18 protein-coding genes are annotated in these 17241 nt (G+C 61.2%); 5 read left to right on the top strand and 13 right to left on the bottom strand.

Features of this window, described 5'->3' with window-relative positions; translation table 11 throughout:
- Entirely contained in the window at positions 1 to 1113 is a 1113-nt protein-coding gene (locus AC07RO_RS08910) for an efflux RND transporter periplasmic adaptor subunit (RefSeq protein ID WP_495085854.1), read from the bottom strand.
- A gap of 106 nt (positions 1114 to 1219) precedes the next feature.
- Between AC07RO_RS08910 and AC07RO_RS08905 the strand changes: the two genes are divergently transcribed.
- Positions 1220 to 1852 carry a TetR/AcrR family transcriptional regulator gene (locus tag AC07RO_RS08905; RefSeq protein WP_495085853.1) on the top strand — a complete coding sequence of 211 codons (633 nt, stop codon included), beginning with the start codon at positions 1220 to 1222 and terminating at the stop codon, positions 1850 to 1852.
- A 310-nt stretch (positions 1853 to 2162) separates the two neighbouring features.
- Here the strand turns inward: AC07RO_RS08905 and AC07RO_RS08900 are convergent, their stop codons facing one another.
- Both AC07RO_RS08900 and AC07RO_RS08895 read right to left on the bottom strand, forming a co-directional pair.
- Positions 2163 to 3251 (bottom strand): catalase family protein, encoded by a 1089-nt coding sequence (locus AC07RO_RS08900; protein ID WP_495085852.1) that lies wholly within the window; start codon positions 3249 to 3251, stop codon positions 2163 to 2165.
- Between the two features lie 128 nt (positions 3252 to 3379).
- Complete coding sequence (locus AC07RO_RS08895) at positions 3380 to 4171, bottom strand: class I SAM-dependent methyltransferase (RefSeq protein ID WP_423571785.1); 792 nt, start codon at positions 4169 to 4171, stop codon at positions 3380 to 3382.
- Positions 4172 to 4269: 98 nt separating this feature from the next.
- On the opposite strand from AC07RO_RS08895, the gene AC07RO_RS08890 reads away from it, so the two are divergent.
- A complete protein-coding gene (locus AC07RO_RS08890) occupies positions 4270 to 4899 on the top strand; it encodes an energy transducer TonB (RefSeq protein ID WP_495085851.1) in 630 nt (209 codons plus the stop codon).
- Between the two features lie 24 nt (positions 4900 to 4923).
- Here AC07RO_RS08890 and AC07RO_RS08885 read toward each other — a convergent pair whose 3' ends face one another.
- The 6 genes from AC07RO_RS08885 to ppc form a co-directional block, all read right to left on the bottom strand.
- Positions 4924 to 5622 carry an extensin-like domain-containing protein gene (locus AC07RO_RS08885; RefSeq protein ID WP_495085850.1) on the bottom strand — a complete coding sequence of 233 codons (699 nt, stop codon included), beginning with the start codon at positions 5620 to 5622 and terminating at the stop codon, positions 4924 to 4926.
- A 49-nt stretch (positions 5623 to 5671) separates the two neighbouring features.
- On the bottom strand, positions 5672 to 6544 hold the full coding sequence (locus AC07RO_RS08880; RefSeq protein WP_495085849.1) for a DUF72 domain-containing protein: 873 nt from the start codon (positions 6542 to 6544) through the stop codon (positions 5672 to 5674).
- Positions 6541 to 6831 (bottom strand): hypothetical protein, encoded by a 291-nt coding sequence (locus AC07RO_RS08875; protein WP_192171051.1) that lies wholly within the window; start codon positions 6829 to 6831, stop codon positions 6541 to 6543. Before AC07RO_RS08875 ends, AC07RO_RS08880 begins: the two co-directional genes overlap by 4 nt.
- A 218-nt stretch (positions 6832 to 7049) precedes the next feature.
- A complete protein-coding gene (gene tsaB / locus AC07RO_RS08870; RefSeq protein WP_423571781.1) occupies positions 7050 to 7724 on the bottom strand; it encodes a tRNA (adenosine(37)-N6)-threonylcarbamoyltransferase complex dimerization subunit type 1 TsaB in 675 nt (224 codons plus the stop codon).
- Positions 7725 to 7814: 90 nt separating this feature from the next.
- Positions 7815 to 8462 carry an adenylate kinase gene (adk, locus tag AC07RO_RS08865; protein ID WP_346625552.1) on the bottom strand — a complete coding sequence of 216 codons (648 nt, stop codon included), beginning with the start codon at positions 8460 to 8462 and terminating at the stop codon, positions 7815 to 7817.
- Positions 8463 to 8745: 283 nt separating this feature from the next.
- Complete coding sequence (ppc, locus tag AC07RO_RS08860; RefSeq protein ID WP_495085848.1) at positions 8746 to 11382, bottom strand: phosphoenolpyruvate carboxylase; 2637 nt, start codon at positions 11380 to 11382, stop codon at positions 8746 to 8748.
- Positions 11383 to 11625: 243 nt separating this feature from the next.
- Between ppc and AC07RO_RS08855 the strand changes: the two genes are divergently transcribed.
- From AC07RO_RS08855 to lptF, 3 genes are all read left to right on the top strand, one after another.
- Entirely contained in the window at positions 11626 to 11961 is a 336-nt protein-coding gene (locus tag AC07RO_RS08855; RefSeq protein WP_495085847.1) for a pilin assembly protein, read from the top strand.
- A gap of 286 nt (positions 11962 to 12247) precedes the next feature.
- Complete coding sequence (locus AC07RO_RS08850; protein ID WP_074893253.1) at positions 12248 to 12673, top strand: DUF4398 domain-containing protein; 426 nt, start codon at positions 12248 to 12250, stop codon at positions 12671 to 12673.
- A 48-nt stretch (positions 12674 to 12721) separates the two neighbouring features.
- Positions 12722 to 13504: a lipotoxin F family OmpA-related lipoprotein LptF gene (gene lptF, locus AC07RO_RS08845; RefSeq protein WP_192170798.1), complete on the top strand. Its 783-nt coding sequence runs from the start codon at positions 12722 to 12724 to the stop codon at positions 13502 to 13504.
- 114 nt (positions 13505 to 13618) lie between these two features.
- Here the strand turns inward: lptF and AC07RO_RS08840 are convergent, their stop codons facing one another.
- The 4 genes from AC07RO_RS08840 to AC07RO_RS08825 form a co-directional block, all read right to left on the bottom strand.
- A complete protein-coding gene (locus AC07RO_RS08840) occupies positions 13619 to 14527 on the bottom strand; it encodes an alpha/beta hydrolase (RefSeq protein WP_495085846.1) in 909 nt (302 codons plus the stop codon).
- A 75-nt stretch (positions 14528 to 14602) separates the two neighbouring features.
- Positions 14603 to 15880 carry a flavohemoglobin expression-modulating QEGLA motif protein gene (locus AC07RO_RS08835; RefSeq protein WP_074892251.1) on the bottom strand — a complete coding sequence of 426 codons (1278 nt, stop codon included), beginning with the start codon at positions 15878 to 15880 and terminating at the stop codon, positions 14603 to 14605.
- Between the two features lie 27 nt (positions 15881 to 15907).
- Entirely contained in the window at positions 15908 to 16465 is a 558-nt protein-coding gene (locus AC07RO_RS08830) for a hypothetical protein (RefSeq protein ID WP_495085845.1), read from the bottom strand.
- A gap of 18 nt (positions 16466 to 16483) precedes the next feature.
- Positions 16484 to 17215 carry a TetR/AcrR family transcriptional regulator gene (locus tag AC07RO_RS08825; RefSeq protein WP_463583754.1) on the bottom strand — a complete coding sequence of 244 codons (732 nt, stop codon included), beginning with the start codon at positions 17213 to 17215 and terminating at the stop codon, positions 16484 to 16486.
- Positions 17216 to 17241 lie beyond the last annotated feature (26 nt).

Below are 17241 nucleotides of genomic sequence, written 5' to 3'. Positions count from 1 at the left end.
CTACTCCTTCGCCGCCAGCTTGACCGCCCGATTACTGCGGTCGACCGGCCGCACCTGCTCGCCTTCGTGCAGCACGTGCACACCCGCTGCGACGACCCAGTCGCTGGTCTGCAAGCCGCTGAGCACCGTCACGGTTTCCTGCCCGTAAGCGCCGACCTGCACCGGCGTGCGTTTCAGGGTGGAGTCGCTTTGCAGACGCCAGACGTAGGTCACGCCGTTTTCGGCTGTCAGCGCCGACAGCGGCACGGACAACGGCACGGCGCGTTCGGACTGGATGTACACCCGGGCGCTCTGGCCCAGCTCAGCCGGGACTTTCCCGCCGGCGAAGGCAATGCGTGCGGCAAAGGTGCGCGACCGCGGATCGGCAGCCGGCGACAGCTCGCGGATACGCCCCGGGAAACGCTGCTCGCGCTGAGTCCAGAGTTCGACGGAAACAGGGTCGCCGATCTTGAAGCGGCCGTAATTCTGCTCCGGAAGACTGATCGAGACTTCGCGCTCGCCGTCGGCGGCCAGGGTGAAGACGGTTTGTCCGGCAGCTACCACTTGACCGACTTCCACCAGTCGTCTGGCGATGACACCCTCCTGCGACGCACGAAGCACGGCGTAGCCGGTCTGATTGTCAGCGACGGTCGATTCAGCCTTGAGCTGTCTAAGCCGGGCGTCTGCGGCGCGGTAGGTGTTTTCAGCGTTGTCGTACAGCGACTTGCTGACCATCTGCCGGTCCATCAGCGTTTTGTAGCGGTCGCGCTCGGAGCGGACCGTCTGCAGGTTGGCTTCGGCGGCGGCAACTTGCGCGCGGGTGGCGTCCTGTTGCAGGCGCACGTCCTGGGCGTCAAGTTCGGCAAGCGGCTGGTTGGCCTTGACCCGCTCGCCCTCCTCGACCAGGCGCTTACTGACCTTGCCGGGGATGCGGAAGGCGAGTTCCGGCTCGAAACGGGCATGCACTTCCCCCGGATAGCTGTCCATGGACTGGGCAGCTGGCTGCGGTTGCACCACCATGGCGGGCCGCACGGCGGCGGTCACCGGCGCCTCCTGACGACAACCGGCGAGTGCAGCGATCAAGCCGACCGGCAGCGCAAGGAGCTGGGCACGAAGCAGGGCGTCGCGGAGCATGATGAGGCACCTTGGCAGTAGAGCTTTGAATAATTGTACCGGCGAGTATATTTAAAATTACCGAACTGAACAGTCCACTAATTCGACGAAGATGCCTGACGACTCCATGACCGACTCAACCTCCCCCGCCGGACCCGGCCGCCCCAAGGATCTGGCCAAGCGCCAGGCCATTCTCGAAGCGGCCAAGAACCTGTTCATTCGCAACGGTTACGCCAACACCAGCATGGATGCCGTTGCCGCTGAAGCCGGGGTCTCCAAGCTCACCGTCTACAGCCACTTCACCGACAAGGAGACGTTGTTTTCCTGCGCGGTGGTTGCTCGCTGCGAGGAGCAGGTGCCGGAGCTGTTCGTGGACGTGCCCGCTGATGATCACGTTGAAAAGGTATTACTGGGTATTGCCAGAGGGTTTCAAACGCTGATCAACAGCCCTGAGTCCATCGACCTGAACCGTTTGATCATCGCTTTGGGGCCTCAGGAATCATCACTGACTCAAGTGTTCTTCGAAGCAGGACCGCAGCGGGTCCTCCACGAACTTGCGCGGTTTTTGAGTAAGCTGAGCGGTAAAAACGGGCTGCATTTTGAATCGCCGCTTAATGCGGCAGGCCATTTTTTGAGCTTGATCAAAGGCGTGCACCATTTCAGGCTTCTCATCGGCACCGGGGAAATACCGGACGAGCAAGCTGCCGACCACCATGCCAGGGAGGTGGTGGCGCTGTTTTTGAAGGCGTATCGGGTTTAGACGCTGACGGGCAGTGCTCACTGTGGGACTGGCTTTAGCCGGGAAAGCGTCAGGCGCCACAACATAGAATTGATGGTGCTAACACGGGCCCCTTCCCGGCTGAAGCCGGTCCCACTAATCGACCGCGTACTCATAGTGGACCGGCTTTAGCCGGGAAGGCGTCGGACGACACACCACAAATCCGATAGCGATCACTGCGGCCTCTTCCCGGCTGAAGCCAGTCCCACTAATCGACCGCGTACTCATAGTGGGACCGGCTTTAGCCGAGAATGCGGAGTGGAAGACACCACAGAATTTGACTACCAGCTTGTCAGCGAGGCTCGTGCATCGGGCAGCCGTTGTGGCTGGCGCGGAAGCCTGAAGACAGCTCGTAGGACGGTTTGCGCGCACGCATGACGCCGCCGAGTGGCCGGTGTTCAACAACGCCGTGCCAAGGGCTGAAGGCCATGCCGTCGTCGATTTCCTGCTGACGTTCTTCTGACCAGCTGTCCTGTGTCGGCACTTCGATACGGGCCACGGTCACGAACGGGCTCAGCTCTTCGGACCATTCCACCGATGCGTCTTCGATCGGCATTTTTTCAAGGTCGGTAGCGAGCTGGATCCGCACGTCCCACATCCCTCCCTTGCTCAAAAAGTGACTGCGCACCGCTTCCCGCAAACCGTCGGGATGGCCATTCAGGTCGACCTTCTGGTCAGTCAACGCGGTGAGTTCGGGGGAAACAGGCACCACGCTCAACTTGGCGTAATAGCGGCCATAGAGAAACGGCACCACGGTGTTAAAAGTTTCACCCAGTACATGGGTCATCGGATGCCCACCCAGCGATTTCAGCGTGCCACTCTCCCCGCCCATCGCTTCGACCGTCGACTCCAGACCACGAAACAACGCCGACAGCGCTTTCTTCATGTTGGGCACTTTGTCGGTGGTCTTGGCCAGCAACTTCAAGGTCTTGAGAAAATCCTTCGGCGTGGCAGCCGTGAACGCCCTGGCGTTCTGCATCACAAAATCCTGGGTGACCTGCCCTTCACTGCCCGGCAGGCGTGCGCCCTGCACACCGACCAGCTTGATGGCCAGACCGCGTGGCGTTGACACCTTGTCGTCGAGCACATCCCCAGGATTGGTTGAAAAGCGCATCTTCACGTCCAGCGTGCCGGGGTGGGCGAAGACACCCTGCGCCAACTCCGGCGGCAGATTATCCAGAATGTGGATCTGCCCATGCAGCAATCCATGGGCTTTGGCATGCACGCTGCGGACGGCATGGCCGCCATCTTTGTAGGTGGTTTCCAGAATACTGTGCATGGCCTCGGCGAGTTCTTTGCTCGTCTGAGCCTCGTCATCGGGTATCTGCTCGAAGTGCGGCTCGAACGGCAAAGGCGTTACGGACAAAGGGGAAGTACTCATCGGTTATCTCCGGCTACGGATCAGGTCAGGTTTGTCTCCGACGAGCCCACTCATACGGTGGATTTTCTGGCATCGGCACAGCAGATGACTGCGCCGATGATTGCCGGGTTCATCTAATCGGATGAAGTTCACGGCCGCGCGATTTTCAACGCCTTGATCGGGTAAATGTCGTAGCGGCTGGATTTGCCGTCCAGCGCGTAGGACGGCTTGGCGCCTTCGATGCTTGGCGCCTTGCGAGGGCGTTTGACCACGACGCGGTGGCTGGCCAGCGCCAGCGCCGCTTCCAGCAACGCCGGAGCGTCCATGTCATCGCCCACCAGAGGCCGGAACAGGCGCATTTCCTTTTTCACCAGCGCGGTTTTTTCCCGATGAGGAAACATCGGATCAAGGTAAATGACCTGGGGCGGCTCGCCTTCCCATTGGCGAATCAGCTCAATGGAATTGCCGGTCAACAGGCGCATCTGCGCGATGATCCCGCCCACCTCCAGGTCCCTCACCCCACGCGCCAGGCCATCTTCAAGCAGCGCGGCGATGATCGGCTGCCGCTCGATCAGGCTCACTTCGCAGCCCAGACTCGCCAGCACAAAGGCGTCCTTGCCCAGCCCCGCCGTGGCATCCAGCACCCGAGGGCGCACGCCCGGCTGAATGCCCACGGCCTTGGCGATCATTTGCCCGCTGCCGCCGCCAAACAGACGCCGATGGGCCGCCTTGCCTTCGATGAAATCTACACGCACCGGGCCCGGCGCGTCGTCACCCAGTTGCTGCAACTGCAGGCCGTCTTCGGCCACTTGCAGGGCGAAATCCGCGTCGGCATCCTCCAGCGGCAAACCCAGTCGCTGCGCCCACTGCGCTGCGGTTTCCTGCCCGTCAGGGGTCAGGCTGTCGACCCGAATGCGGCTGCCCGCGTGCTGCTCAGTCATTGTCTCTACGCGCTCAAATAATCTTAATGATTGGCAGGATCTGCCGATAACAAAAGTATCCGTCATTTTGCCAGACCCACGGGCTGTACTGAGCGCTTATGTCAGACATTCAGCAAACCTCCTCGATAGGCTATTTGACGTACGCAGGCGACTACAGCGTACGCAATACCCAAACCCTTAGCGGCGTCACGCAGCTCTGGCAGGATGCGTTTGCCCGTGCGATGGCTCAGCAGGTCGATGACAACGCTGGCGAAACCCCGGAATACAGCGCCGTCGCCACGACGGACCACCTGACCGGCGAACCGATTGCCGGCGCAAGCGCACTGGGCAAGATCGTCGAACAACGTGAGTGCCCGGTTCAGGACAAGGAAATCGCGCCGCCGGAGCCGTTGTTCCTGCCGATCGCCGAGTTCGAATGGGACCTGGCCGACAAGCCCGCCAAGCCGTTCACCGCGATGGAAATGATCGAGCAGCAACGTAACCTCGAATTCGATGACAACTGGGTTCGCCCGACCGTGCTCAACCCCTACGATGACAGCATTGAACCCGGCCCGGGCCCTCAGCCTCGTCCGCTGTTCCTGCCGATTGCCGAATTCGAATGGGACCTGGCCGACAAGCCTGCGACACCGTTCAGCGCGGAAGAGATGACCGAGCAGCAGCGTCATCTGGCCTTCGATAACGGCTGGGCGCGCCCGATCGTGCTGCAGAACCTTCGTCTCGCTGCCTGAGACTGATCCCGCGTTTGTCACGCCTCAGCGACACACCCGCCAGCGTCCCATGTCCAGGTGAAAGTGGTTTCGGTGCGCGGCGTTGTAGTCCGGGCTCAGCACCGTATTGAATTGCTGGCAGGCGCCATCCCTCACCAATCGCAGAAAACGCCCCGCGTCGCCCTCGTCTTTCCAGTCCTTGAGCACCGAGATCCTGCGTCCGTCTGCCAGTCGAAACCCGGCGATGTCCAGCGCGTTGGCGGTGGCGTGCTGGCTCAGACGGCCTTCGCTGCGGTTGTAGATGTTGCGGCAGGCAAAGCTGCCAAGGTGATCAACCTGGGTGACCTTCTGCCCGAACACCGACTGGGCCGCCGGCTGCAACTGGTGGATATCAAACAGCGCATAGGCCACGGCAAGGCGACAACTGGACAGAAAACTGCTGCTCAGCGCAACGTCGCCGCCCTGGATGCGCAGCGTGTTGGTCAGCGGGCATTTGGCGTCGGCGGCGCTGTCCGCCTGGTGCGTGTAACGCAGGGTCGAGGTTTGCAGCGCGGCATCGCACAACGCCGGATCCTCCTGCAATCGCCAGAGCTTGAAAGGAGTGATGAGGTTGGGTTCGTCGCGCACGTTCAGCGGGGCCCACGGATTCCAGCGGTCAGCGACAGGCAGCCAGCCACGCCAGATCGACACCGCGACCGCCGCGCTGATCAAAACCAGAAGAAGAAAGAAGGTCGAGCCACGCATGCAGGAGTGTTCTCGTCTGACGTAGGGAAAAATCTACCTCATGTCGACCTCAGAGCAGCCCGAGTTGCTCCACTTGCCGACCGCGATCCAGTTGCGGCAGATCGGGCAATCCCGGCAGCAGGGTCATCAATTGATGATGAAAGCGACGAGCCAGTTGGGGCGAGGCGATGTTGTCAGGCGTGTGCAGGAACACCGAAGGCGTGCGCCCCTCCTCGATCCAGCCGGCCACTTTTTCCGCCCACTGCACGATGAAGCCTTGGTTGATGTCCTCATCCGGCCCGCCAATGAAGCGAACCTGCGGAAAGGACGTCAGCGCCGCCGGACGCGGCGGGACTTTGGGCTTCTTCGATTGCGCATGAAGCACGGCTGGGTCAGTGGAGACAGAACTGAACAGCGGCCGGGAATCCAGACAGATGCGCTCCACGCCGCGGTCGAGCAACAGACGGTTGAGCTGCCGCTCGTCTTCGCCCTTGCTGAAAAACGCCATGTTGCGCACTTCCACCGCCAAAGGCTGGCCTTCCAGTGCGTCAATGAACGCGGCCAGCTCATTCAGCCGATGGGGACCGAAGCTGGCCGACAGCTGCAGCCACAGCGGTTCAAGCCTCGATCCCAGTGGCGCCAGCAGTTGCAGGAAATCCTCCACCGCGCCCAAGTGCTCGCGCAGGTCGCCGGCATGGCTGATGTCACGGGGAATTTTGGCGCTGAAGCGGAAGTGCTCGGGCAAGGCGTCCGCCCAACGCTGGACGATCTCGGGTTTGGGACGGGCGTAGAACGTGGTGTTGCCTTCGACGGCATTGAAGACCTGCGCGTACAACCCAAGCAAATCCAGGTCCGGGGCGTCGGGCGGGTACAGCGACTCACGCCAGGCTTTTTCGCTCCAGGACGGGCAACCGATGTAGTAAGGCGGGTGGGCGAGGTTCAAACGTGAAGGTCGAGCCCGGAGACTTCGAGGTCCCAGTCGACGAAGGTCGAAGTCGTCAGGTAGCTGCTCAGCGCGTGGGCGACGCGAGTGCTCATGGCACGGGGGAAAATAATGTCCTGCTGACGCGCGGGCACGTTTGCCGTGGTACCCGTCTGGCGACGGGCTGCCTGCGGAACCACTTCGACCTCATCGTTCACCTCCTCGAACGTGCCTTCCAGCGCCGCAGAATCCTTGCGCGTCTTGCGCTTGATCGGGTAGGTACGCGGTGAAGGACCGGTGATTCGCATCATGCTTACTCGGCGTTTGATAGTGGCAATTTAATCTCACAGTAAGCCGTTAAGCAAACATGCGAACGATAACTAGACCACACTTATTGCGAATTGTTTAAAGCAGCCGGGAGATTATGCAGTTTTGTCGCCGAACGGTCATCTGCAGTGTGACCTGCGTCGCATCTCGGGCGTAGCACAGTAAAGTCATGACCGTTTCTGCATTCCGTGGCCATCCCTCAACGCGCCTTTGGCGTGGCCACTTTATCGCGAAGGTAAACCGGCTGGGCGTCGTCAGCGACGACGGCTTCGCCACGGTGCCAGGCGAAAGCGCCGAGAGTCAGCAGGTCCTGCGAGTGGGGCAACAGTGTGGCGTCCTGGGCACTGACAACGGCGGCAATGCGCTCGGCGTAACCCCAGCCGGTGCCGGCCCCGAACCAATCGCCCGTCGCTCCACTTGGCAAAGCAGCCATTTCCGGTGGCATGACGGCCTCTTCAGCCATCAGCTTCATCTCCCCCGCCACTTCTCGATAGCAGCCCCAATAGACTTCGTCCATCCGCGCGTCGATGGCGGCCGCGACCTGAGTAGCGCCCTGCTCGCGAAAGGCCCGTTGCGCCAGCGCCGCCAGATTGGACACCGGCAGCACCGGGCGATCCAGACCGAAGGCCAGCCCCTGCACCACCCCGATGGCGATGCGCACGCCCGTAAACGCGCCCGGGCCCCGGCCGAATGCGATGGCGTCCAGCGCCGACAGGCCAATGCCCGCCTCGGCCAGCAGGTCCTTGATCATCGGCAGGAGTTTTTGCGCGTGCAGGCGCGGGATCACCTCGTAGTGAGTCAGCACTTTGCCGTCATGCAGCAAAGCGACTGAGCAGGCTTCAGTGGCGGTGTCCAGGGCCAGCAAGGTGGTCATCGGGGTTTCCATCGTTGTGCGAAAAAAGTGCCGCATTATAAACAACAACGACCCGCAAGCGGGCCGTTGTTCAATGCCGTGAGACGCGAATCAGCTCAGGGCTTCAAGCACCTTGGCGGTGATCTGCTCGACCGTGCCCACGCCTTCGATGTGGCTGCACTTCGGTGTGCCGTCCTGCGTCTGCAGCTTGGTGTAGAAATCTACCAGCGGCTTGGTCTGAGAGTGGTAGACCGACAGGCGATGGCGAACAGTGGCTTCGACGTCGTCCTTGCGCTGAACCAGTGGCTCGCCGGTAACGTCGTCCACACCGTCAACCTTCGGCGGGTTATACAGGGTGTGGTAAACGCGGCCGGAGCCTTCGTGAACGCGGCGACCGGAGATGCGCTTGACGATCTCTTCGTCATCGACCTTGATCTCGATGACGTGATCGATGGCCAGGCCGGCTTTCTTCAGGGCTTCTGCCTGAGGAATGGTGCGCGGGAAGCCGTCGAACAGGCAACCGCCAGCGCAATCAGGCTCGGACAGGCGATCCTTGATCAGGCCGATGATCAGGTCATCGGAGACCAGGCCGCCGCTATCCATGACGCTTTTGGCTTTCAGGCCCAGCTCGGTACCGGCCTTGACCGCAGCGCGCAGCATGTCGCCGGTGGAGATCTGCGGAATGTTGAATTTCTCAGTGATGAACTTTGCCTGAGTACCTTTGCCGGCCCCGGGAGCTCCCAGCAGAATCACGCGCATTGTTGTGCTCCTCAAATTTTTATAGAGATATCGTCGGATTCGCCTAAATGGGGCCAATCGCAAAATTTTACTGACCCAACGGCCAAAGGCTGATCAAGATACACAGCCGATTCATGCCGCACAAGACGCCGAAAGTCGCAGTAACCCGCGAAAAACCAGTAGCTTGGCATCGATCTGCACAAGGGTGAGACCTCGTGCAACTGGGTGACGCCGCATCACTCGCGACGATCGAGGTGCGGCCGAATGAAAGGCGTCGTGTTCATTCGGCCGGGTTGCCTGGCCGTCAGCCGGTGTTGCGCAATCCGGCGGCGATGCCTGCAACAGACACCAGCAGCGCCTGCACCAGCGGACTGTCCAGACTCGCCTCCTGCTGACGGGAGCGCGCCAGCAACTCCGCCTGCAATAAATGAAGAGGGTCGAGGTAGGTGTTGCGCAGGCTGATGAACTTCAGCGTTTCAGGGCTGTGGGCCAACAGCCGGGACTGGCCCGTCAGGCCAAGCACCACGTCACACGCCTGCGACAATAGGCCGCGCAAATGCGTGCCTAAATGCAGCAGTCTGGGCTCCACCAGACGTTCGTCGTAGAGCTGGGCGATGTCGCTGTCGGCCTTGGCCAGCACCATTTCCAGCATGTCGATGCGAGTGCGGAAAAACGGCCATTGCTCACGCATCTCGGCGAGCAGATCACCCTGACCGCGTTCCAGCGCCTTGCTCAACGCGTTTTCCCAGCCCAGCCACGCGGGCAGCATGAGGCGCGTCTGGGTCCAGGCGAAAATCCACGGAATCGCGCGCAGGCTCTCGACCCCGCCCTCGCGGCGCTTGGCCGGACGACTGCCCAGCGGCAATCTGCCCAGCTCCTGTTCCGGCGTGGCCAGGCGGAAGTATTCGACGAACTCCGGGTCTTCCCGCACCACGGCGCGATAGGCTTTCACGCCGTCTGCCGCCAGTTCGTCCATCACCTGACGCCAGGCCGGTTGCGGCATCGGCGGCGGTTGCAAAGTGGCTTCCAGCACGGCGGCCAGATAAAGGTTGAGATTCTGTTCGGCGATGTCGGGCAGGCCGAACTTGAAGCGGATCATCTCGCCCTGCTCGGTGGTGCGGAAGCGCCCTGCCACAGAACCCGGCGGCTGCGACAGAATCGCCGCGTGTGCCGGGCCGCCACCGCGACCGACCGTACCGCCGCGACCGTGGAACAACAACAACTCAACCTCTTGCGCGCGGCAGATTTCAACCAGTTTTTCCTGGGCCCGGTACTGCGCCCAAGCCGCAGCCGTGGTGCCGGCGTCCTTCGCCGAATCCGAGTAGCCGATCATGACTTCCTGAGGACCTTCCAGGCCTCGGCGGTAGGCAGGAATGCTCAACAGCTGCTCGATCACCGGGCCGGCATTGTCCAGGTCAGCAAGGGTTTCGAACAGCGGCACCACGCGCATGGAGCGCTGCAGCCCGGCTTCCTTCAACAACAGTTGAACGGTGAGCACATCCGAGGCTGCGCCGGCCATGGAGATCACGTAGGAACCGAGCGATGCCGCCGGCGCAGCCGCCACTTCGCGGCAGGTCGCCAGCACTTCGGCCGTGTCCGCTTCAGGGCTGAAATGGGCCGGCAGCAGCGGTCGCTTGTTGTCCAGCTCTCGCAGCAGGAAGTCGATGCGCGTCGGCTCATCCCACTCGTCATAGCGGCCTAGCCCGAGGTATTCGGTGATCTCGCTCATGGCCGAACTGTGCCGCGTGGAATCCTGGCGCACGTCGAGCTTCACCAGGAACAGGCCGAACGTCACCGCGCGACGCAAACAGTCGAGCAGCGGACCATCAGCGATCACGCCCATGCCGCATTCATGCAGCGAGTCGAAACACAGCTGCAGGGGCTCGAGCAGTTCGCGGTTGTCGTGCAACACGTCTTCCGGTGCGACCTGGGTGACACTCAGTGAGGCGTGGGCCCAATTGCGCGTGGCCCGAAGCCGCTCACGCAGCTGCTTGAGCACACTGCGATAAGGCTCGGCGCTGTCGCCCGCGGCTTCCATCAACGCCGGGCTGGCCTGCTGCATCGACAACTCGGCGGCCAGCTGATCGACGTCGCGCAAATACAAGTCGGCCGCCATCCAGCGCGCCAGCAGCAGCACCTCGCGGGTGACGGCAGCGGTGACGTTGGGGTTGCCGTCGCGGTCGCCGCCCATCCAGGAAGCGAAACGAATCGGCGCCGCGTCCAGCGGCAGGTGCAGGCCGGTCGCAGCGTGCAGCGCCTGATCGGCCTTGCGCAGGTAGTTGGGGATCGCTTGCCACAGGGAATTTTCGATGACCGCAAACCCCCACTTCGCCTCGTCGACGGGCGTGGGTCGGACGCGGCGGATTTCTTCGGTGTGCCACGCCTCGGCGATCAACCGCTGCAAGCGTTCGGTGATTTGCTCGCGCTCGTGACGGTTCAGGTCGCGATGATCGAGGGCGACAAGCTGCGCGGCGATGGCGTCGTACTTCTGAATCAGAGTGCGTCGCGCAACTTCGGTCGGGTGCGCGGTCAGCACCAGTTCGATTTCCAGCGTGGTCAATTGCTGCGCCAGCGCCTCGGGGGTCTGCCCGGCTTGCTTCAGGCGCTCCAAGAGTTCGGGCAGCACACGGGATTCAAACGGCTGCGGCTTGCTGTCATCACGACGATGAATCAGCTGATACTGCTCCGCGATGTTGGCCAGATTGAGGAATTGGTTGAACGCGCGCGCGACCGGCAGTAACTCATCTTCGCCCAGGCCTTCAAGACTGGAACTCAGTTGCTCGGTGCCTTGGGTCGACGCATGCCGGTCAGCCTTCGCGCTTTTGCGGATGCGCTCGATCTTCTCGAGGAAATCAGCGCCGTGCTGATCACGAATGGTGTTGCCCAACAGCTCACCCAGCAGGTGAACGTCCTCGCGCAATCGTGCATCGATATCAGCCATCCAGCTCTCTCCTTCAGCTTTATTGTTTTTACCGGCGAGTCCTTGCAGGGGTCCATTCGCTGCTGCCGAACGGAACGCCCTGCGGGGTTTCGTTTCTATTGGTGTGTATAGAGCGACAAATTGATGTCCATACGCAACCCTCGACGCACTTTCACCGCCGGGGAAGCCCGTCTCAGTCACGCCTGACCGTGGCTCAGCCACATGTCCAACGCCCGCCCTGGCGCGGGAACCGATGAGGTATGTATGAAGATCCGAGAGCTCGCCGAACAGTGGGAACGAAATGCCAAGGGACGTCTGACCGAGACCGCCTATGCTATTCATTTGGATGTTGAGGCGGCCGCGCGGCTTGCGGCGATTGCCGAGATGTACCCCAAGCGCACGCCTGAAGAATTGCTCGGCGAACTGATCGGTGCCGCCCTGGAAGAATTGGAGGCAAGCTTCCCTTACGTGCGCGGTCAGCATGTGGTCGCCACCGACGAGGAAGGCAATCCGCTTTACGAGGACGTCGGCCCCACGCCCCGGTTTCTCGAGCTATCGCGTCGCCATCTGCAGGAAATTTCCGATCGGGAAGACCTGTGACGAGTGCATGGGCGACGTCGTTTTTGCTACGTCAGATTTTTCTGCGGGCCTCTCGGGCCGGTTTTCACGCAGGCAAATCGACGTCATTTTTCTCGCGTCAATTTTACAACACGTAACAAAAGCTGACCGCATGTTTAGAAAAATGTCTGAACTAATCAAAAAACGCAGCGGTCCGAGCAGTTAGCCATTCCAGTAAAGCCGTCAGATGACTGCGGAAGCGACGCAACACCATCCATCCGCGTGGGCTGTTGCTGAAATGGAACAACCAGTTTTCAGGAGTTAAGAAATGGAGTTGACCACCATGAACACCAGCACTGCCAAACCAACGTTCAATCGCCTGCGCGGGCTGAAGATGGCTGCACTGGCGCTGGGCACCAGCGTTCTTCTGGCTGGTTGCGCAGGCAATCCTCCAAGCGAGCAGTACGCCGTGACCCAGTCGGCCGTCAATGCCGCTGTCACCGCCGGCGCTACCGAATACGCTGCCGTTGAAATGAAGTCCGCTCAGGACAAGTTCAAGCAAGCCGAACTGGCGATGCAGGAAAAGAAATACGACGAAGCTCGTAAATACGCCGAGCAGGCCGAGTGGGATGCACGTGTAGCCGAGCGTAAGGCTCAGGCCGCGAAGGCACAGAAAGCGGTGCAGGATGCTCGTCAGGGCGTCAATGAGCTGCGTGAAGAAGGCATGCGTCAGGTTCAGCCTGTCACACAGTAACGCTTCGCAGTTCAAGCATTGGCCATTGAGTTAAAGGACGAAAATATTATGCGTAAACAAGTACTTATTCCTGCCCTGCTGGCTTTGAGCGTTGGTCTGGCGGCGTGCTCGTCGCAGCCGAACGTAAACCTGGAACAAGCCCGCACCAACTACTCGGCGCTGCAAAGCAACCCTAAAGCCACTGAACTGGCTGCGCTGGAAACCAAAGACGCCAGCGAGTGGCTGGACAAGGCAGATGCCGCGTACCGCAACAACGATGACCAGAAAAAGGTCGACCAACTGGCTTATCTGACCAACCAGCGCGTTGAGCTGGCCAAGCAGACCATCAACCTGAAGACCGCTGAAAACGATCTGAAAGGCGCTGCGGCCCAACGTGCCCAGGCTCGTCTGGATGCTCGCGACGCTCAGATCAAGGCCCTGCAGAACAGCCTGAACGCCAAGCAGACCGAACGCGGCACGCTGGTGACTTTCGGCGACGTACTGTTTGACCTGAATAAGGCTGAGCTGAAGTCTTCGGGTCTGGTCAACGTCAACAAGCTGGCCCAGTTCCTTCAGGAAAACCCTGATCGCAAAGTCATCGTTGAAGGCTACACCGACAGCACCGGTTCCGCGGCCTACAACGACTCCCTGTCCGAGCGCCGCGCCAACTCCGTGCGCATGGCTCTGATCAAAATGGGCGTAGGCCCAGAGCGTATCGTTGCCCAGGGTTATGGCAAGGAGTACCCGGTTGCTGACAACACCAGCGCCTCGGGCCGTGCCATGAACCGTCGCGTGGAAGTCACCATTTCCAACGACAACCAGCCAGTAGCACCGCGCTCTTCGATGAAGTAATGCGGTTGTAGCGCAAATAAAGAGCCCCGCCTGTTGCGAAACAGGCGGGGCTTTTTTGTGGCAGTTTTAAAATGCGAGTGATACGAAGTATCGCTCGCGGTGCTGCTCCGCAGGCTATGGAGAGGATGGCGCCGACTTGCCGGTTTGAGGGTCAGGATAATTCGGAATTTCCCCCAGCCTGCGCAGGCCGTTGAAGTGCTGCGGATCATCCAGATAGCGAACCATGACCTCGCGCCATGTGGGGTCGCCGAAGGTCTGGACGTGAGGGCCGCGTGTCAGCTGCAGCACACGCGGCGGCGGTGCGGCCTGATACAGGCTGATGCCGTTGTGAAGCGGCACTAGCGTGTCGTCCAGGCTCTGGAACAGCAGCATCGGCGTGCCCTTGAGCTGCGGCATGCCGTTGATGGCGCTGTCGCCGTCGGGGATTACCCACGACAGCGGCCGTTTGATGGGCCACGTCAGCCACGACGTGCTGAGGGTATAGCGCGCCATCTCACGATAGCTCGCCGGCACGCCATCGAGCACCAGCGCCTTGACCCGCGCGCGCTGCTGCGGGTGCTCGGACAGGTAATGCACGGCCAGCGCCCCGCCGATGCTTTGCCCGAGTACCACCAGCGGTTTGCCCTGTACCTCGGGCGCAGCGTTCAGCCAGTCAAAGGCCGCATCGATGTCCTGATAAATCGCCGGCAGACTCGGCTCGCCTTCGGACCGGCCATAACCGCGATAGTCCACCAGCAGCACGTGGTAGCCCTGCTCCGGCAACCACCAACTCCCCGCCAGATGCCAGGCCATGTTGCCGCCGTTGCCATGCAGGTGCAGCACCGTGCCCTTCACCGGCACGCCGGGCTTGGCCGGCAGAAACCATGCGTTGAGTTTGGTGCCGTCGGCCGCCGTGAGGGTGACATCGCGCCAGGCGAGGTGGGCTTTGTCCGGCGTCAGCGGCAGACCGCGTTCCGGGTAGAACAGCCATTCGCTGCAGCCGCTGAGGGAGATGACCAGGAGCAAGGTAAGAAGACGCTTCAAGCGATGTCCTTCGATTCTGGATTTGCACACGACGGGAGACCTGACAGAGGCGCCGATTCATCAGCGCCCACAGACTCACAGAATATTCGAGTAGTCCGCTTCGATCCGGTCCAGGCTCAGGTGGTTGAGGAAGTTGGAGAAGCACATCCACGCCGACAGCGCGTTCATGTCGCGGAACTGGTCGGGCAGGTATTTGGGCGGCACCACCAGGCCTTCGTCCACCAGCTGACGCAACGTGCGCATGTCCTCCAGCGTGGTCTTGCCGCAGAACAGCAGCGGCACCTGCTCCAGCTTGCCCTTTCTCACGGCCAACTGGATGTAGTTGTAGACCATGATGAAGCCCTTGAGGTAGGACAGATCCTTGGTGAATGGCAGCCCATTCGGTACCGAGCCCCGGAATACCCGACTGGCGTTGCCGTAGCTTTCCGACATGCCGAAGCCTTGCTCGCGGTAGAAGTCGAACACCTGCAAAAAATCGGCGCCCTCCTCGGCCATGTGAATGGCGCGGGTGCGGTTGGTCAGCTTGCGCAGGCGGCTCGGGTAGGACGCAAAACCGATGATCTCCATCAGAATCGCCAGGCCTTCCTGGGTCACGGTCGACGAGGGCGGGCCTTTGGACAGGAAGGTGCAGATCGGCTGATTCTGCCCATTGAGCGTGGTGCCGACGTGGACCAGGCCTTCATGGACTTCAAGCGCCCGAACATCACGTTCGTTGAACATCGCGTCGCTGCGAATCTTGATGTAATCGGCGCCGGCCGCAGCGTCCGCCACAATGCCGTCGGATTCGAACACCCGGATCGTCTCTTCAGCCTCGCCAAACGTGCGATTAAGCCGGGTCTGCAGCATGGCGACGGCGTCTTTGGCCGTCAGGATTTTCGGCTCATCCTTGAGGTCCCCGCGACCGGCGATGTTGTTCAGGTAATCGGAGAGCATCATGCCGAGGTCGGACAGCGTCGGGTCGCCAGCGTGGAAGGCATCGGACGCCGCGCCGTACAGCTCCTGGGAGATCAGGCCGAAGTCCGGAGTGCCGCGGGCTTCAAGCATCCGGATGACCATCCGGTACTCTTTGCACATGCGCCGCATGATCTGCCCGACCGGGTTGAACTGGCCCAACTGCCGGGTGATGTCACGCTCGATGTTCTGGAACTCCAGCTTCACCGCGCCGGAATCAAACCCCAGCGGGCGATTTTCGTAGTACGCGCGGTCGACTTCCGGCAGGTGTTTGCCTTTGCCGTCGAGGAAGGTCTTGCGGATGTTGTCATCCCATTTCACGGCATCAAGGATTCGAATCGGCGTCTGCGCCACCACGATACGATCGGACAACGTGCGAATAGTCTGTTGGTATTCGTCCACCCGGTACCCCTTATTGAACCGTTTGCGCTATTTGGTCATGCGCTGATATTGAGCTGCTTTGAGAAAGACGTCGGAATTGGCCGGGTCGTCGAGGTAGGCAAAGACCTTGTCCATGGGACTTGAGATCAGCATACCGTCGCCCTTCACCGTATCGACCCGCTCGCCGTCGAGACTCTTCTGCTCGACCAACTGCTGAAACCGCTCCAGGTCCAGGTCATAGACCACCAGTTCGTCGGCGCCGTTCTCATTGTCGATCAGGTCGAAACCGGCGATGACGTAATTGCCGCCGTATTTTTCAGGCAGCGCGGCGGACACGTACCAGCGACTGCCGTGGCGCGACACCGTGAAGGCGTACTCGTCACGGTTTTTGCGATCGCCCTTACGGTAGCTGACCGCTTTGTAGCGGTCGGGGCCGGCGCGGCTGATTTCCAGTTCGAGCGGCTCGCCCCAGGCATTTTTGCTGCTCCAGGTGCCGAGCAATTTGGGCGGGGCGGTGTTGCTGACCGGAATCGGGTCCTTGAACGTCACCAGGCATCCGCTCAACAGCGCGAACGACAGGGCGAGCAATACGCTCCAGACTCTCATCGGGTTCTCCTTGAGGTATCAGCCAGCCATCGGCTTGGCAGTGCCCAGTACCAGATGCATCTGGCGAGTAAGAATAGCGAGCATTTCTTCGTCTGCACCGGGCAGAGGCCCGTTGAGCAGCCCCTGATATTCCATCCGGCAGATGAGCCCCGTCAACACTTGGGCGTCCAGTTGCGGCTGGACCGAGCCCATGACTTCAAGAAACTGGGCGCTGCCCTGCAGCAAAATCTGCTGATGGGCACTCACCAGTGGCGCCAGACGCGGGTTGATCAGCGCTTCGAGGTGGAAGGCGTGCTCGGCAATGAGCTGGTCGCGACGGGTCAGCAATTGATGACGCACGTACTCCATGGTCATGCGCGCGATCTCATCCGCCAGCCGGGCGCGGGCCTCGGCACTGCCGTCATTGCGCGCGACCATCTCGCGCAGCAGCGCTTCGGTGTTGGTCCACAGCTTGGCCATGTACGCCGCGCTGCGTTCAACGTATTGCGCGAAGGCATCGGTGAGCAGGTCATCGATGTCTTTGAAATAGTAGGTGGTGGCAGAGAGCGGCACTTGCGCCTCGGCTGCGACCGCGCGATGCCGCACGGCCCGGACGCCGTCACGGATGAGGATGCGCATGGCCGCATCGAGGATCTGTTGGCGACGCTGTTCACTTCCCTGTCGACTCGCCTTGCGGCCCTGGTACTGAACACTCTGTGCGACTGCCGTGGCCAGGCCAGCGGCTCCCTTTTGAGCGATCGTGCGGTTCACAACTGGATTTCCTTTTTTCGAGTCAT

The sequence above is a fragment of the Pseudomonas sp. GW821-FHT07F05 genome (assembly GCF_059418765.1).
The sequence above is the reverse complement of the archived record's forward strand: the minus strand, read 5'-3'. Positions and strand labels throughout refer to the sequence as shown.

Coding starts and splice junctions, on each gene's coding strand:
- ppc (WP_495085848.1), bottom strand. CDS start 11,382: ATGGCTGATATCGATGCACGATTGCGCGAGGACGTTCACCTGCTGGGT.
- AC07RO_RS08850 (WP_074893253.1), top strand. CDS start 12,248: ATGGAGTTGACCACCATGAACACCAGCACTGCCAAACCAACGTTCAAT.
- AC07RO_RS08900 (WP_495085852.1), bottom strand. CDS start 3,251: ATGAGTACTTCCCCTTTGTCCGTAACGCCTTTGCCGTTCGAGCCGCAC.
- AC07RO_RS08830 (WP_495085845.1), bottom strand. CDS start 16,465: ATGAGAGTCTGGAGCGTATTGCTCGCCCTGTCGTTCGCGCTGTTGAGC.
- lptF (WP_192170798.1), top strand. CDS start 12,722: ATGCGTAAACAAGTACTTATTCCTGCCCTGCTGGCTTTGAGCGTTGGT.
- AC07RO_RS08890 (WP_495085851.1), top strand. CDS start 4,270: ATGTCAGACATTCAGCAAACCTCCTCGATAGGCTATTTGACGTACGCA.
- tsaB (WP_423571781.1), bottom strand. CDS start 7,724: ATGACCACCTTGCTGGCCCTGGACACCGCCACTGAAGCCTGCTCAGTC.
- AC07RO_RS08905 (WP_495085853.1), top strand. CDS start 1,220: ATGACCGACTCAACCTCCCCCGCCGGACCCGGCCGCCCCAAGGATCTG.
- AC07RO_RS08910 (WP_495085854.1), bottom strand. CDS start 1,113: ATGCTCCGCGACGCCCTGCTTCGTGCCCAGCTCCTTGCGCTGCCGGTC.
- AC07RO_RS08885 (WP_495085850.1), bottom strand. CDS start 5,622: ATGCGTGGCTCGACCTTCTTTCTTCTTCTGGTTTTGATCAGCGCGGCG.
- AC07RO_RS08895 (WP_423571785.1), bottom strand. CDS start 4,171: ATGACTGAGCAGCACGCGGGCAGCCGCATTCGGGTCGACAGCCTGACC.
- AC07RO_RS08855 (WP_495085847.1), top strand. CDS start 11,626: ATGAAGATCCGAGAGCTCGCCGAACAGTGGGAACGAAATGCCAAGGGA.
- adk (WP_346625552.1), bottom strand. CDS start 8,462: ATGCGCGTGATTCTGCTGGGAGCTCCCGGGGCCGGCAAAGGTACTCAG.
- AC07RO_RS08875 (WP_192171051.1), bottom strand. CDS start 6,831: ATGCGAATCACCGGTCCTTCACCGCGTACCTACCCGATCAAGCGCAAG.